We start from the raw sequence: 16171 nt of genomic DNA, 5'->3' as shown, positions 1-16171 counted from the left end.
CGGCAGGCGATAACAGCACTTGTTAGCCCATCCGACCTTGTGAAAAAAAGAACTTTCCCGAGCGTTTACTGCAAACAAATCGTATTCATTATAAACCTTCGGTTGTGAAGCTTCAACAGGAAAACAGGATTTGGGAACGTAATGCAGAGATGGCAACAAAGCCGTTCTGTCCGTCTTGAGCGGACGCGGTGACGGAGTAAAGCGGCAAGCAAGAGCGAGTTTGTCTTTGTACGGCGGATAATAGCGGAGGAAACGCGCGGCGGGAGATTCGATATTTTGAGCAGACGGATTGAAAGCTTCATGAGGTGTCGACGTTCCATTAAAAGCAGGCTGACGTTCCAGAGAGGAGTGTTTCGTGCGCGTTCATCCCTTGAGCCGGACGGGGAAGAGGAGTATACTTGAATTATGTAATCAGGCCGGGTACAGTTGGCCTTTAGTTCGTTTCTGAACAGGAGGATGAAGAATATGATCGAGATCAGTGAATCGGCCTCGGATAAAATAAAAGAAATGCTGGCGGCGGAGGAAGGCCAAGGGCTGTTCCTGCGCGTGGGCGTTAAGGAAGGCGGCTGCAGCGGCTTTTCCTACGGCATGGGCTTTGACGACGAGCAGAAGGCAGAAGACCAGGAGCTGGATGTGAACGGCGTTAAAGTAATCGTAGATAACGAGAGCGCCAAATACTTGCGCGGCCTGGAGATTGATTGGAAGGAAGGCGCCATGGGGGGCGGCTTCACCATTCATAATCCGAATGCCACTGTTACCTGCGGCTGCGGATCGAGCTTCCGCACGGCCAAGGATGCTGGCAAGCCGGCTGCGGCTGGCGAGTGCTGATTGCTGTAGTGGCGTGATGGATAGGAACGGCCTTCATGACGAAAGTAGCCTATTGCTAATTCGTAATGGGGGCCGTTTTTGTGTTAGAAATAATTTTCACCTGTTAATCAAATCGCCAAAAACCCTCGAATCAGACTGCCAAGCAGCCAGATACGAGGGTTTCAGTTTTAATTGCCTACTCGCCTAAAAACTCCACATTGTAGCCTTTTTCTTTAAGCAGATCGATGACCATACCCTTCTGAGCAAAATGCCCTGCGCCGACAACGACAAAAGAGGTCGATTCGCCAGGCTGCTTCAACAGCTCGTCCAGCTTGGCCGCCATATTTTTGTCGCGTTCGCCGAAGAGACGGCTAGACAGTCCACTCGAAGTTGACTCTGAACTCTCACTAAAAATCCCGGAAAAATCGGTCAGGTTTCCATCGGTCCAAAGCTGCTGCATACGTTTGAATTGCTCTGCACTTTGCTTGACGGCTTCAGGGGACAACAGTAAATCCAGCAGTTTGTTCAACTCTTTCTCTTGATCGGCAGCCGGAACCCCGCTGAGCAGATCCGCTTGGAATTTGATGCCCTCCAGTTCTTTGATCGGCATCTCATTCATCATCGCACTGGTCGTAAAGTACAAATCAATGCCCGACGAAGCGGCTTGAGCGAGCTGATCCGGCGATTCCACGAGGGATGCGAGAGACAGATCGTTGGAAACCACCCAAGGCTTGTAGCTGTCGTAAGCGCCTTCGGGAATACCCATCTGTTTGGATACGTCAACCAGCTTTTGATAGGTTTCCGGAGCAATATGATCCTTGATCGTACTGTTATCGTTGAAGGTAGTTTTGTTCATATAGTATTGCATCGCTGCAGGATCGGATTGCAGGTTGGCTTCCAGCCACAGCGAGTCAGAGCTGTTGAACGCTTCCTTGACACTTGGGTGCATCGGGTACATCGCCGGGGAGCCGATATGGATGGATCCCAGCAGGTAAAGCGTATTGCCGCCATGCGTCACTTTCCACATCAAGCCTTTGGCGCCTTTGTCTGCGGCGGCGAAGGCGTACTCTACCAGACGGCTTGCCAGTACGGCTGCCTGCTCAACGGTAGCGGGCTGGTCCAGGCCAAGGCTTTTGCCGCTGCCTTTTAATACCCCGATTTGTTGAAAATATTGCGCTGCATCAGCCGAGGAAGCTTTGAGCTCAGCAGGCAGGTCGTATTGCGCCAGAGCGTTATATAGCGCTTTCACAAGTTGGCCTCTATTAATTGTTTTGGAGGACGCGGCGCCGGTTTCCAGTGTTCCGGTTTTGGCAAAGCCTAATCCGGCAAGCTTTTGGCCCGTCGCTTCGATTAGAGCGCTGTACTTCTCGTCTGTAATCGGCTTGCGGAAGCCGTCATAATACCATTCCAGCGGGTAAATGCCGTATTTCTCCCCTTCATGGAGAGCAGGGATGGACCAGGCACTGATGTCAGGAATGGGAGGAGCGGCTTCGTTCGCCTTAGTAATCGGAACGTTAGCGAGCAGTACCGAGCTTGCAAGCAGCGCGCCTGCTGTCAGGCGCAGGGTGTTCTTGTTTAATAGGTATACCATAGGACGACTCCTCGAAATAGAATAATATGGAACAACAGTAATTCTAGTGGCTCTTTAATCGTTGGTCAATAACCAGTAATGGATATTTAATCCTTTACATGTTCGGAGATTTGTAAGTTTTCTTTTATGTAAATGGTTAGTTAATTGCTTTCCGTGTATGTTACATTCGCCAAATGTTATAGTAGAGCTAACATGGAGGACATGCTCAAGCTTTGGAAATCGTAGTTTAAAAAGAGCGCGGAGTCCCGGACGAGATAACGATAATAAAGGAGCCTCGCGCATGAACGATCCTGCCAGCAACAATGCCGTCATCCTTTTTGACGGAGTCTGCAATTTATGCAGCGGGGCCGTGCAGTTTGTCCTGCAGCATGACAACAATGGGTATTTCCGTTTTGCATCGCTGCAATCGGATGCCGGACAGAAGCTGCTGGAGCAGTACAAGCTGTCCGGGGATAACTTAGGGACGATTGTACTGATTGAAAATGGCCGGGCCTTTACGCGCTCAACAGCGGCGCTTCGGGTCACCCGGCGGCTGCGATGGCCATACTCTATGATCAGCGTAGCTAGAATCGTTCCTTCTCCCTTGCGGGATTCGGTTTATGCATTTATAGCACGCAACCGCTATAAGTGGTTCGGCAAAACGGAGCAATGTATGATTCCTAAACCAGAATATGCGCGGAGATTTTTGGAGTAGGGATTATTTAAGATTTTGCGCTTGTTATTCAAGCGGCGGCTGGCTACAATCATAAACAGGTAGAATTTTCTATAAACGGTGACGAAGAACGTCCTGTATTCCCGTTAAGCGTTGTCGTAATCCTTGCCAGAAGGGTTGCGCTTCTCTTAATGCGGATTCAGGGCGTTTTATTTTGCGTTCCAGAGGGAGGATAGCAATGAAGAAAGTTGATTTAGAAGGCTTTGAACAAGCCCATGAATTGTGGCTGAATGCCCATCTCCGAGCACGAAAAGGAGAGGGTAAGGACCGGCTCAAACGAGGTCACGCGCATGGCGAAATTCTTTTTCTAAAAGAGATATGGTGGCCGCTATTTGGTTCTTTTGACGATTTGCATCCAGAGTATGAGGTACTGGATTGGAGAGGGGCGCCGTGTTACTTGGATTTTGCATGGCTGCCGGGAATTCATCGTATTAACATTGACGTTAAGGGTTATGGACCGCATGTGCAGCAAACGGACCGTACCCGATACAGCAGAGAGCTGCTGCGGGAAATTTATCTTCAAACTCTCGGCTACCGGAACATCTCGATTCCTTATGACAGTCTGCAAAATGATCCTTCTTTAATCCGGCAGATGATGAAGAATTTGCTTGGTGGAGTGACAGCTGCACCTGTTCAAGAAGCGCCTGTGTTTAGCTTAATTGAATTGGGTTTGTTGCGATTTGCCAGAAGTTGCAATGGATACATCTACCCTGCTGAAGCGGCAAAATCTATCGGCACAACCCCTAGAACAGCCGCAAAATATCTCAAATCCCTGTGCGAACGAGGAGTTATGAGAGAGATAGGCGCCAACAATTTACGGATAAAACGATACAAATACGTTAAAGAGATTTACGAGTCATAGTAAGTACCCGCTAGGGTAACACGCGTTAAGGTCGTTTGATGACCTTACGGAGGGTATAACCCGGGAAAAGGAACTCGCTAAGGTCGTTTGTGGACCTTACGGAGGGTATAACCCGGGAAAAGGAACTCGCTAAGGTCGTTTGACGACCTTACGGAGGGTATAACCCGGGAAAGGAACTCATTAAGGTCGTTTGACGACCTTACGGAGGGTATAACCCGGGAAAGGAACTCGTTAAGGTCGTTTGACGACCTTACGGAAGGCGCAACGCTGGAACCGAGCAGCCAGCCTATATCCATCCATAATTCATAACCTCAATCTACAACCTCAACTATCGGTTCGACTTTCGGTAATCCCCGGGAGTAAGCCCTTCGTAACGTTTGAAAAACCGGATAAAACTGTTCACGTTGTTGTAGCCCACACCGGATGCGATGTCGTTTACGGTATGCTCGGTATCCTTTAGCAGCCCTTTACTGACCTCCAGCCGTTTGATCGTCAAATATTCCAGAATTGTTTTGCCCGTCTCCTGTTTGAACATTCGGCTCAAATAGGCATAGTGCAAATTTACTTGCTCAGAAATCGTCTCTACCGATAAGTCCAGATGATAGTTTTGGTCCATAAAAGCAGTGACCGTATCGATATAGCCGTTTTTTTTAGGCTGCAGCTGCTGGCCTGCTTCGTGGACTTTCCCGATAACGCCGCACATCCATTCATGAATGGAGCGGACGGTCTCTTTGGCGGCGAGCTCACGGAATAGATGGTGGTTCCGACCGAATATTTTTTCCGCGCTGACATTCATGTCCCCCAGATTCCGCAGCAGATCCTCAATGATGAGGCTGTATATACGGAAAATAACCTCCTCGTTTAGCTTTGTGCGGGCCTTGATCTGCATATAGAGCTCGTTCAGGCTGGACAGCGCTTCATCCAATTGACCGGCTTTCAAAAAATTAATCAGATGGGTGGAAAAATGAGGCGGCAAATAAAAATCATCGTCCGCTTCCTTCACCAGGTCGTCGTAGAGCAGCACCATATTTGTTCCGGCTACGATTTTGGCGCGAATGACTTCGCTGGCCTCTTTATAACAATAGTGCGTCTGCATGATTTGGGAATAGGGGTTGCCGATGCCGATCGTAACGGAGATGCGCAGCAGCTGGTTAATCGTATGTTTAATCTCTTCGCCTAACAATTGAAGCTTTTGCTGAAGGGTCTGGACGCCTGCCGCATCGGCATCCAAGTTAACGAGCAGGACAAACTGATTCTCATCCGACTCCGCCGAAAGACAGACGGAACCCGCAGCGGCTATTTCCTCGGCAATATTCACAATCGCGTACTTGTACAGATTCTGGTCGGTCGCGGAATAACTGTCCATCAGCAGGCTGTATTCATCGATTTCAATGACAAACACGGCTAACACCTGATGTGGAAAATGAAGATGCAAAAACTCCAGCTTGCTGTTAATCTCATGAATGCTGCTGAACTTGTTATTCAGCAGAGACAGCAGGAAACGCTCGCGGAGAGCGGGCAGGTTCGTTCGGAACTGCTGCTCCCATGCTTCGTTTCGGCTGAACACATTGTCGAGAATCTGAGAGATCGTTTCAAGCTCGTTTTTGCGTGGAGCGGCCAGCTGGCTGGAAAACTCCGCTTTTTTGTTGTAAGGAAGGGACTTGTCCATCAGTGATTTAATTGGACTGTACATCCTTCTCGACATAACGTAGGACAGCAATACGCCGAGCAGCATGAGTATGCCAAACGTCATCCATGCGACACTGCGAATATAGGACAGCTTGGAGAGCAAATATTGCAGCGGCGTTTCGGACACTACGGTCCAGTTTGTATGCAGCGTTTTGACATAGGTGAGCAGATGTTTTCCGTCTGAGAGGCTTGTCGTCCCGTATCCGGTTTCTGAACTGGATTCGCTGCTTACCGCAAACAGCTGTTTGATATGCTCCAGATCCGGCTCGGAATGTCCGGAGGAGGTAATGACATTTCCGCTCTCGTCCAGGATGTACGTCGTCGTGAACGCATTGCTCTCCGTTTTTTGGAGCATTTTTTTCAAGGAGGATTCATACATGTGCAGAGCTAACAGACCTTTGGAATCCTTGCGCTGAACAGGAACTTTAAGCACGTAGGTCATAATGGGGTTATTCTCGTCCCGGTCTCGTGAGCTCAGCCAAAAGCCATGCTCCGCGGAGGTCTGACCCCGGTCAATCCACAGATCTCTTTGAGAGTTGGTGTAAGTGCGCGTATACCCGTCTGACGAGACGATTAAATTGGCCCCCTTGGCGTAAAAGTCGATGGAGGCGATCGCTTCGTTTGTTGTTGAAAACGTTTTCAAAATATCTCTAGTCTCATTCAGCAAATACTGGTTGCCCGAATCGTTCAGATAACTTTCCAATCGTCCGTCCAGACCGATCCGGATGGCAATGGATTGCATCTCATTAATGATTTCTTCAATAGAGGCGTTTTTTTGGGTGGAGGAATGAAGCATCGCCCGGCTCATCTCATCCTCAAGCGTTGCAACAGTGAAGCTGTAAGAGGCATAACTCAAAATAACGATAGGCAGAAGAATGACCATTAAATAGGAAAGCAGATACGTCCAGAAAACACGTGGTAACCCTTGCACATAGTTGCGAACGCGGATCATTGCGGCCATTGTCATCACCTGCCTGATTTGTGTACCCACATTATGCCACAGACTTTTCAATACTTGAATGGATAATGATGCGGGAAGTCACGATTTGGAGAGCTATGTCATAACTTCATGATCCGCAATGTCACGTTTTGATAACCGGAATCGAGGATCGGGGATATCTAGCCCATTCATCATGATCCATAATAAGGGTGTGAGCAGCGCTGGGACGATGCAGCGACTAAGGGGAGGATAACAGGATGAACATGAAAAAGACAGCTTTGTTGACGGTATCTTCAGTTTTAATGGCTAGCGTGCTAGCGGCATGCGGTTCCGAATCGAACTCGAACTCAAATTCGAACACAAATACGAATGCGGCCGCCCCGCAAAACGGCGAGACGTCAGGCGAACCAGTGAAGCTGACCTTTGCATCGTGGAGCATCAGCGAGGCTGCGACCAAACCGGCCCTGGAAGAGATTGCGAAAAATTATGAAGCGAAAAATCCTAATATAAAGATAGAATTCATCGGCATTCCGTTCGGAGACATCAAGCAGCAAACGTTCGTTATGGCTTCGACGGGCAACGCGCCGGATATCATCCAAACGTTCCCGGCCTGGTTCGGCTCTTATGCGGCTTCCGACATCGTGGCGCCGCTTGATGATCTGCTGGGCAAAGAATATGTGGATGACCTTCTGCCAAGCTTTAAGGAAGACTTCTCTTATGACGGCAAGCTGATGGGCGTTCCATGGGCGGCGACGCCGTACATTTTATATTGGAACAAAGAGCTGTTCAAAAAAGCAGGGCTTGCAGAGAAAGCGCCAGCGACAATCGATGAGATGCTGGAGGCGGCAAAGGCGATTTCCAAGCTAAAAACGGACTCCGGCGAAGATATTTACGGATTTGGCGAGCCTTCGGACAAATTGGCAATTAACGGCATGATTGGACTGCGCAACCTGTACAACTTCGGCGGATCGCTGCTGGACAAGGACGGCAACGTCAACGCCAATACGCCTGAGATGGTTCAAACGCTGAATTACTACAAAGGTCTGGTCAAGGACGGCATCGGGCCTTCCGGCGCAAAGCTGAAAGATTTGAGAAACCTGTTTGCGATCGGCCGGCTCGGCATGTACGTTGACGGTTACTACGGCAAGGCGGTATCCCGCAATCTGAGCGGCAAAGGCGAAGCGTTCGACAAGGAATGGGCAACCGCAGTTGTTCCGGCAGGGCCGTCCGGCGCAAGCATTTCCATTGGTGAAGCTCACGGGCTTGTCGTATCTTCCGAATCCAAAAACAAAGAAGCCGCTGCCGAATTCATCAAATATTTGACGAGTGAAGAAGCGATGTCCATTTATCATAAACAAAGCGATGTCTTCTCGGCGCGCAGCTCCCTGAGCGGTCTGTTTGCAGAAAGCGATTTTGATAAAGTGATGATGGAGCAGATGAAGTCGATTAAGCCGCTTCCGCAAAATCATCCCGGCATGGAGCAAGGTTATATTGATATCGCTGATGCGCTGTTAAAGGTAGTTTCCGATGCGGCTACGCCGGAAAAAGCAGCCGAAGAGCTGGACGCCAAGCTGAAAACGACTCTGAAATAATAATCGAGCGACTTTAAAAGGCCGGTTAAAAAGAACTTAAAATGAGGTTGCTGAAAAAGAAGCGGAGCCAAAGGTTGAGCCCGCAGAAGCGTCAGCGTTCGCCTTTGAAGTCGGATTTCCACCTCTATAGGAGGCATAGTTCAAGGAAATCTGAGTTCAACAGCGATCGGAGGGCCGACCTTTGGCGCAGCGGCTGTATTTCCAGCAGCACTTTTAACCGGTCTTTTAAACTAGAGAAGAGGAGATAACATGAAAGAAAAGGCGCTCGGTATATCAGAAATAGCGAAGGATCGTCTGTTTCTGCTCGTTTTGATCGTACCGGCCATGGCCATGCTGATTTTTACAATCGGAATTCCCATTGTGAAATCCATTTACATGAGCTTTTTTGATGTGACCCTGCTGCGCATGAAGAGCCAGCCGTGGAACGATTTTGCCAACTATGCCGCTATTTTGAAGGATGGAGAGTTTTTCGGCGCGCTGCGCGTCACGTTGACGTATGTGTTTTTCATCGTGTCCATCCAGTTTGTGCTGGGCATGCTGCTGGCGCTGCTATTGAATTCCAACATCCGCTTCAAAAGGCTGTTCCGTACGCTTATTCTTATTCCCTGGATCGTTCCGACCATCGTCTCGGCGCTGTTATGGATGTGGCTGTTCCAGCCGCAATACGGCCTGATCAACTATGTGCTGCAGCAGTTTCATCTGATTAGCGGTCCAAAGGACTGGCTGACGAATCTTGATCTTGCGCTCCCAGCCGTAATCGTTGCTGCGCTGTGGCGGCAGCTGCCGTTCATGAGCACGATGCTGCTTGCAGGCATGCAGGGAATTCCCGACGACATGTACGAGGCCGCCCGGATCGACGGAGCGAACCGCATTCAAATTCTGCTGAACATTACGCTTCCAATGCTGAAAAATAATATTAAAACCGTCACTCTGATCTCAATTATCGAAAATTTCAAAATGTTCCCTCTATTCTGGATCATGACTGGCGGCGGGCCGCTCAACTCTACGACCACTTTGGCGATCTACAGCTATAAAGCTGCATTTGTCCAGCTTGATCTGGGTAAAGGCGCTGCAATCGGCGCGCTGTGGCTAATTATTATGATTCTGATCTCAGGCCTGTACAACAAGCTGTTCTCGATCGGAGAAGAAAAGCCGGAGAAAACCGGAAGGAGGAAAAACCGTGTCAAGCCAAAGTCAAAGTCAGCCAAACAAACGGTTACTTCCTAATACCGTTCCGTACGCCGGTTTGTTTGTCTTCATTCTGTTTCTTATCTTTCCGCTGTATTGGATGTTTGTCACCTCCTTTAAAGACAATTCCGTTCTGTTCAAAATCCCTCCGGAATGGTTGCCGTCCGCTCCGGTCGTTTCCCACTATATCAAGCTGCTGTCGGACAACGTTTTTCTGATCTACTACAAAAACAGCCTTGTCGTTAGCTTCAGCACAACGCTCATTACGCTGCTGTTCGCGATGTTCGCCGGTTACGGCTTCTCGCGGTTTCAATTCCGGTTCAAAGGGTTCATGATGTTCTCTATCTTGTCCACTCAAATGCTGCCGGTTGTATCGCTGCTGATCGCTCTTTATGCGATGTACAACTCCTATGGGCTGCTGAACACCCAACTGGGCCTTGTCATTGCTCTGACGACAGCATCGCTCCCGTTCTCCATTTGGATGATCAAGGTATTCTTCGACAACATCCCGATCTCGCTGGAGGAGGCGGCTAAAATTGACGGCTGCAGCCGTTTCGGCATCTTGTTCCGCATCATTTTCCCGCTGTCGAAACCGGGCATTTTCTCGGTTGGCATCTACACCTTCATCCTCTCGTGGGACGATTTGCTGTACTCGTTGACGCTGATCAACAAAGATCATCTTCGCACGCTGAATCCCGGCATTTCCGTCCGTTACATGGGCGAGGTGGCTTACGATTGGGCCAACATTATGACCGTTTGCGTGACGGCGACGATCCCGATTGTCATCCTGTTCCTCTTCTTTCAAAAGTATATGGTTGCTGGTTTGACAGCCGGCGCCGTAAAAGGATAAAAGCATCGCCAAAACCGTTCGACCCGCAGGGGGCCGGACGGTTTTTTTGGTTTTCTATTTGACAGCCGTGCCGTCCCGTTTCATTATTGCATGCGTCTACATAAGATAATTGCAAAATCGGAATCCAACAGTTCGAGGAGGAGGGGGCAGATGGCTGAAGCGGGAAGAAGAACCGACCGCCAGCTTGCCTATGTCAGCAATCATAATGCGGCCTCTCTCTCGGTCATAGATTTGGCTGCGCAGCGGATTTTAACCAAGATTCCGGTCAGTCAGCTGCCCAATGCAATTGCTGCATCGGCGGATCGCGGCCGGTTATACGTTCCGAATGGCGGAGACAATTCCATCTCGGTTGTGTCCACGCTTGCGAACAAGGTCATTCATACGATTGAAGGGATAAACTTGGAGCCGTTCGGCGTCATTGTCTCGCCGTATAGGCAGCGGCTTTATGCGCTTTCCCTGTTTACGGGAACTGTGCTTGTAATCAATTCCGGCACGAATAAAATAATCCGGAACATCCCGATTGGAAACGGTCTAACGGGAGGAGCGGTGTCGCCTGACGGAAGCCGGATTTATTTTACTTCCCAGGAAAAAGGAATTTCGGTTGTTGATGCGGCCACTCATCATATTGTGCGGACAATTCCGGAAAGGGACTGCTGGGGAGTCGTATTTTCGCCGAGCGGCAAACGGTATTACATCATCAATCTAGCCGCCAACCGAATATCGGTTTATCAAACGAGTACCAACAGGCGCATCGCCAAAATACCTGTTGGCAAAGGACCTCTTGGATTAGCCGTTTCGCAGGACGGAAGCCGAGTATACGTCACGAACTCGGGAAGCAATTCCATTTCGGTTATAAGCGCATCTGCCAATCGGGTCATTCATACCATTCCTGTTGGAGACACTCCGTTTTTGGTCGCGCTATCTCCAGATAACCGTAAAGCTTATGTGACTAATTCCGGCAGCGATACCGTTTCCGAAGTCAGCTTGAGGATCAATCAAGTGAGCAAGACGATTCCGGCAGGGCCAGCGCCACGGGGGATTGTACTTGTTCCGGTAAAATGAGGCGCTGGGCAAAAACATAGGTTCTAGAAAGGTAGAGCTCATGAGCTTGGTCTATGCAAGTATTCAAAACAACAACACCGTATCGGTAATTGATACGGAGTCGGATGAAATTGCGGAAGTGATTCCCGTAGGCAACAATCCGGTCCAAATCAATGTTTCTGCCGACGGTACCCGACTATTTGCGGCAAACGGAGGCGCCCGCTCCATCTCGGTCATTTCCGCAAGCACAAATCAGGTAATCCGCATGTTGCGTGATGTCGGTTCCGAACCATTCGGATGCGTTCAAGCGCAGGGAAAGCTTTTTGTGCCGGACCATTTTTCAGGTTATGTGACCGTATTGAATGCGCGGACGGGCAGGGCTGTCCAAAAAATACCGGTGGCGAGCCGATTATTAAACGCCGTTACCGACACCGCCGGGAGAAAACTATATGTTACCAGTCTCGTGCGCAACATCTGGATCATAGACACGCTGCGGAGCAAGCTTCAAGCCTCCATCCCGGCAGGCGCGACCTGGGGGTTAGCATTTTCCCCAAACGGGCGCAGACTTTTCGTGAATCATTATGTGTCCAATCAGACTGCCATTTACAACGCCGGGACCAACCAGCTGCTGAAGCGAATTCCGGTTGGCCTTGGCCCAATCGGCATTGCTCTATCCAACGACGGAAAGCGCGCTTATGTAACGAATTCCCGAAGCGGCACCGTTTCAGTCATTCAACTCGCAGCCTGTCGCGTAATCAAAACCATTCCGGTTGGAAGGCTTCCTTATGGAGCCGTCATTACTCGCGATGATCGTAAAATCTATGTCACGAATTACGGCGCCGATACGATCTCCGTTATTGACTCTGAACGGCTGCATGTTTCACGCACGATAACTGTTGGTCCAGGACCGCGGGGACTGGTCATCATTTAATGATGAACGGAGGGAGAACTTGAGTCCGGGTAAAATAACACAGCAGCGAGTGTTTGCCTATATTACGAATCAAGATCAAGACACGCTTTCCGTGCTGGATACTCGGACGAACCGGATCATGAAGACAATTCGGGTAGGCCAGCTGCCCAATTCAGTGGCTGTCTCGCCCGACGGCAAGCGAATTTTTACGACCAATGGGGCGGGCGACAGCGTAACGATAATTTCCACCGGGACGAATCTGGTCGTTCAGACCGTCAAGGGGGTCGGCGCGGAGCCTTTTGCAGTCGACTTTTCGCTGCGCCGAAACCGTTATTATGTGCCTTCTTTTTATAGCGGCTCCTTGTTTGTGCTGGATATTCAAACGAATCGAGTTCTGAGTGAGATTCCGGTAGGGAACGGGCCTGTCGGTGTAGCGGTATCGCCGGATGAAAACAGCGTGTACGTCACCTCAGTAGGAGCGGGCATCTCGATCATTAATGCCGATACCGATCGGGTGGTGGGGACAGTTGCTGAAATGGACAGCTGGGGCATTGATTTTTCACCGGACGGCTCCACATATTATGTCAACAATGTAGGATCGAACTCGGTTTCCATGTACGATGCCAGGTCAAATAAACCTCTCCAAAGGACATCCGTCGGATTGGCTCCTATCGGAATTGTCGTGTCAGGAGACGGGCGCCGTGTTTACACGGCCAACTCGCGCAGCCGATCCGTTTCCGTTATCGATGCTGCAACATTGCGGATTATGCGCACCGTTTCCGTTGGTGCTGTTCCGTTTGGAGTTGCCATTACGCCGGATAATCGGACGCTGTACGTGACCAATTTTGGCAGCAGCACCGTTTCGGTCATCGATACCGCCACGAACCGGGTGGTCGATACGATTCGTACCGGGTTCAACCCGCGCGGCATCGCCATCACACCGCTGCGTCTACAGGAGGCACCCAATGGCTGAACCCAAAAAGCCGATTTCGCCAAGCCACGGTTGGAGGAACAGGTTTCTCGTATATGTTGGCAACCAGAATGACAGTACAATTTCCATTATTGATCCTTCCGCTAACCGGATCATCAAAACAATTCCAGTCGGCAAAAATCCCGGGCAAGTTAACGCATCTCACGATGGAAAGCGGGTTTATGCCATTAACGGCGGCGACCGGTCAATCTCAGTTATATCCACAGCGACGAATGAGGTCGTCCGTACCATTCGGAATGTAAGTCCGGAGCCCTTTGCGGCGGTAACAATCAGGAATAAGCTCTATGTGCCGGATCTGTATACGGGCGGCATTACTGAATTTGACACGCTTACGTATGAAAGAGTGGATCGTTTTCCGGTGGCTAACCTTCCCTTATCAGCTGCTGCTTCTCCTGACGGCTCAAAAATCTATGTAACCACGCAGGCGCGTAATATATGGATTGTTGATACCCGTCTGAACAAGGTTGTTCAGTCAATTCCGGACGGTGCAACCTGGGGGCTCGATTTTACAGCGGATGGCCGAAAATTTGTTGTGAACAGGTTTGGCTCGAATGAAACGAGTGTTTATTGCGCCCGCACCAATAGGGAGATTGTCTCGATTCCGGTCGGACCCGCTCCCATCGACGTTAATATTTCCCGCAATGGGAGACGGGCTTATGTGACTAACTCACGAGGACGGACGGTTTCCGTTATTGATCTTGTCGAGCATCGTGTAATCAGAACCATTCCGGTGGGCGAGGTACCTTACAATCTTGCGCTGACTCCGGACAGCCGCAGCGTGTATGTAACCAACTACTCAGGCGATAACGTTTCCGTTATTGATACGGCTACCCTTCGCGTGGTCAAAACGATCCCGGTCGGAGATGGACCCCGAGGTATCGTTATTGTTTGAAAAAGCGGCTCGGAGAATTCACCAGGAACAGCCCGCTGAGGAACAATTACATCATAGTCCATAGCGACCCTCCTGTGATTTTTTTCTACTATATATACGAAAAGGCGGTCACGAGACCGCCTTCAGGCCGGTTACGCCGATTATGATCAGCAGCAGGCTGAACAGGCGCATCGAATTTTTGGACTCTCCGAAAAAGAGCATGTTGACGATGACAACAAGCGAGGTGCCCAGTCCGACCCATACGGAATAAGCAACGCTCAGCTGTAAATATTGAAAGGACGCGTACAGTAGGATGAAGGAAGCGGCAAATCCGCTTGCGAACATGAGCCCGTTCAGCCAAGTTTTACGCTCCGTAAACCGATTTAGACCAACTACGCCGGCAAGCTCAAAGCCTGCCGCCGCCATTACGTATATCCAACCCATTTTGAATTACCTCCAATTAAGACTTTGCTGGAGCATCAGCCTTGCCGTCGGCAAGCTTAAGCATGACAACGCCGATAATAAGCACGATCATAAAAAAGACTTTGGCGATGTTGAACGAACCGCCGAACAGAAATAAATCCATAAGGGCGGCTCCCGCCGTTCCGGCCGCGGCAAACAGCGCGTATACGGTGCCGGTAGGAATGGACTGGCAGGCCCGGTACAGGAAATAAAAATCCAGTACAATTAAAGCAATAATAAGGGCAAAATGCCATATTTGCGTTGCGGTATGAAAGCCGTACACCCAGGCCAGCTCTCCGATACAGGTCAGCACGACGAAGAGCCAGCCTTTGTTTATTCCTTGTGATTTGTCGTTCATGATGGCTTGCGCTTGCATCGTTAAGACTCCTTCCAAAGTTGAAATAATGAGATTATGCGTACAAGGTCAGGCAATTATTCATGACTGAATGTCAGTCATTTTGGTGGATGGCTCGCCGCTGTTCCGTTCCGCGCCACATTCTGCACTATAATTACTCCACCCCGAGCGCCGCAAACAGAAACAGCTTTAGTTCTTCTTTGTATTCCTGCACCGACTGGCTGTCTGTCGAGGCATACAGATAGTTCTGCTCGGCTGACGTCTCAATCAGACCTAAAACGAGCCTGGAGGCATATACCGTGCGGACGGAATCCCGGATTGAACCCTGCTCCTTAAAACGTTCGAGCCGGTCGTTGATCCAGCTGTAAATCGGATCGTAAATCGTCTCCCATTCGCGCACATGCTCGGTCTGCGTAATGCCGGAGTAGAGCAGCGCGGTCAGGTCTTTATGCATTTCCGTGACCTCAAAAATCGCATCGATGATTCCGACGAGCTGTTCCTTGACGGGGCCGTTCTCCGGCGTCTCGTTGAGCCGCACGACAATTTTCTGAGCCATAATTTCGGCAATGGCAGGCATGAGCGACAGCTTGGACGGAAAATATAAATAAAACGTGCCTTGAGCAATTCCAGCCGCTTTGACGATATCGGATATTTTGGCTTTTTCAATTCCAAGCTCCTGGAATACGGCAATGGAGGCATCAATAATACGCTGCTTTTTATCCAAGGCCATACGAATTGCCCCCTGTCCGTCGCTGAACGTAATCATGAATGAACGTCAGTCATTTTTCATAGTATAGCTTTCCATAGCGATGAATGTCAAGGCGCTGCCGTCGGAGCGGCATAAAAAAAGCCTCCCCGCGAAGGTTGCGAGGAAGGCTCTCCTTGAGCATTATAGCCGGGGCGGCGGACCGGATGGATGACGATAATCGACTCTTGGCCCCTGGAAGGCGGAAACCAGCAGGGCGAGCGCCGAGGCTGCGTGCAGCAGAAATCCGACAAATGGAATCCAGCCAAGCAGCGAAGCGGCGATGCCGGTTACGCTGCCGTAAATTGGCTCGCGGTTGGCGCGGGACACAAACAGTGTAATGATATGAAAAATGAGCATAAAGCCAAGCGCGGTGTAACCGCTCGATATGACGAACAGGCCGCCGAGCAGCGGGATAGCGAGCAGTCCCTCGCAGATGCCGCTAATGATTCGTAATGCTTTTGCCAGTGACATGGTAGTTACCTCCTGAGTTTTACTTCTTCATTAATAAACCTTAAGAGTCCATACGATTCAGTTTTCAAGAAGTTTCAGGCCTAAACTATAT

16 protein-coding genes are annotated in these 16171 nt (G+C 49.9%); 10 read left to right on the top strand and 6 right to left on the bottom strand.

The features are described from left to right. Nucleotides 1-465 precede the first annotated feature (465 nt). Nucleotides 466-828: an iron-sulfur cluster insertion protein ErpA gene (erpA, locus tag M3223_RS12615; RefSeq protein WP_251561902.1), complete on the top strand. Its 363-nt coding sequence runs from the start codon at nt 466-468 to the stop codon at nt 826-828. A 175-nt stretch (nt 829-1003) separates the two neighbouring features. On the opposite strand, the gene M3223_RS12610 is transcribed toward erpA, so the two are convergent. After that, the gene (locus tag M3223_RS12610) at nt 1004-2398 is read right to left on the bottom strand and encodes a TraB/GumN family protein (protein ID WP_251561900.1); all 1395 of its coding nucleotides are present in this window, start codon (nt 2396-2398) and stop codon (nt 1004-1006) included. Nucleotides 2399-2678: 280 nt separating this feature from the next. Here M3223_RS12610 and M3223_RS12605 point away from each other — a divergent pair, with 280 nt between their 5' ends. Next, nucleotides 2679-3092, top strand: a complete 414-nt coding sequence (locus M3223_RS12605) for a thiol-disulfide oxidoreductase DCC family protein (protein WP_251561898.1) — start codon at nt 2679-2681, stop codon at nt 3090-3092. Nucleotides 3093-3288: 196 nt separating this feature from the next. Further along, nucleotides 3289-3972: a hypothetical protein gene (locus tag M3223_RS12600; RefSeq protein ID WP_251561896.1), complete on the top strand. Its 684-nt coding sequence runs from the start codon at nt 3289-3291 to the stop codon at nt 3970-3972. A 328-nt stretch (nt 3973-4300) separates the two neighbouring features. On the opposite strand, the gene M3223_RS12595 is transcribed toward M3223_RS12600, so the two are convergent. Beyond that, on the bottom strand, nt 4301-6622 hold the full coding sequence (locus tag M3223_RS12595; RefSeq protein WP_251561894.1) for a helix-turn-helix domain-containing protein: 2322 nt from the start codon (nt 6620-6622) through the stop codon (nt 4301-4303). A gap of 236 nt (nt 6623-6858) precedes the next feature. Here M3223_RS12595 and M3223_RS12590 point away from each other — a divergent pair, with 236 nt between their 5' ends. The 7 genes from M3223_RS12590 (at nt 6859) to M3223_RS12560 (ending at nt 14065) form a co-directional block, all read left to right on the top strand. Continuing rightward, nucleotides 6859-8193, top strand: coding sequence for an ABC transporter substrate-binding protein (locus tag M3223_RS12590; RefSeq protein ID WP_251561891.1), 1335 nt, complete (start codon nt 6859-6861; stop codon nt 8191-8193). Nucleotides 8194-8442: 249 nt separating this feature from the next. After that, the gene (locus M3223_RS12585) at nt 8443-9420 is read left to right on the top strand and encodes a carbohydrate ABC transporter permease (RefSeq protein WP_251561889.1); all 978 of its coding nucleotides are present in this window, start codon (nt 8443-8445) and stop codon (nt 9418-9420) included. Beyond that, nucleotides 9374-10231, top strand: coding sequence for a carbohydrate ABC transporter permease (locus M3223_RS12580; protein ID WP_251561886.1), 858 nt, complete (start codon nt 9374-9376; stop codon nt 10229-10231). The genes M3223_RS12585 and M3223_RS12580 overlap by 47 nt, the downstream gene beginning before the upstream one ends. Nucleotides 10232-10381: 150 nt before the next feature. After that, nucleotides 10382-11293, top strand: coding sequence for a YncE family protein (locus M3223_RS12575; protein ID WP_251561885.1), 912 nt, complete (start codon nt 10382-10384; stop codon nt 11291-11293). A gap of 40 nt (nt 11294-11333) precedes the next feature. Then, a complete protein-coding gene (locus M3223_RS12570; RefSeq protein ID WP_251561883.1) occupies nt 11334-12203 on the top strand; it encodes a hypothetical protein in 870 nt (289 codons plus the stop codon). A gap of 19 nt (nt 12204-12222) precedes the next feature. Continuing rightward, nucleotides 12223-13155, top strand: a complete 933-nt coding sequence (locus tag M3223_RS12565) for a hypothetical protein (RefSeq protein WP_251561881.1) — start codon at nt 12223-12225, stop codon at nt 13153-13155. Continuing rightward, nucleotides 13148-14065, top strand: coding sequence for a cytochrome D1 domain-containing protein (locus M3223_RS12560; RefSeq protein WP_251561879.1), 918 nt, complete (start codon nt 13148-13150; stop codon nt 14063-14065). Before M3223_RS12565 ends, M3223_RS12560 begins: the two co-directional genes overlap by 8 nt. A 108-nt stretch (nt 14066-14173) precedes the next feature. Here the strand turns inward: M3223_RS12560 and M3223_RS12555 are convergent, their stop codons facing one another. The 4 genes from M3223_RS12555 to M3223_RS12540 all read right to left on the bottom strand — a co-directional run bounded on the left by M3223_RS12555 (nt 14174) and on the right by M3223_RS12540 (nt 16080). After that, entirely contained in the window at nt 14174-14488 is a 315-nt protein-coding gene (locus M3223_RS12555; protein ID WP_251561877.1) for a DMT family transporter, read from the bottom strand. 16 nt (nt 14489-14504) lie between these two features. Further along, nucleotides 14505-14882 carry a DMT family transporter gene (locus tag M3223_RS12550; protein WP_251561875.1) on the bottom strand — a complete coding sequence of 126 codons (378 nt, stop codon included), beginning with the start codon at nt 14880-14882 and terminating at the stop codon, nt 14505-14507. A gap of 133 nt (nt 14883-15015) precedes the next feature. Then, nucleotides 15016-15591, bottom strand: a complete 576-nt coding sequence (locus M3223_RS12545; RefSeq protein ID WP_251561873.1) for a TetR family transcriptional regulator — start codon at nt 15589-15591, stop codon at nt 15016-15018. A gap of 159 nt (nt 15592-15750) precedes the next feature. Next, complete coding sequence (locus M3223_RS12540; protein ID WP_251561871.1) at nt 15751-16080, bottom strand: hypothetical protein; 330 nt, start codon at nt 16078-16080, stop codon at nt 15751-15753. Nucleotides 16081-16171 lie beyond the last annotated feature (91 nt).

It is taken from the genome of Paenibacillus pasadenensis (assembly GCF_023715725.1).
Classification (GTDB): domain Bacteria; phylum Bacillota; class Bacilli; order Paenibacillales; family Paenibacillaceae; genus Paenibacillus_O; species Paenibacillus_O pasadenensis_A.
This window is presented reverse-complemented; position numbering and strand designations above follow the sequence as displayed.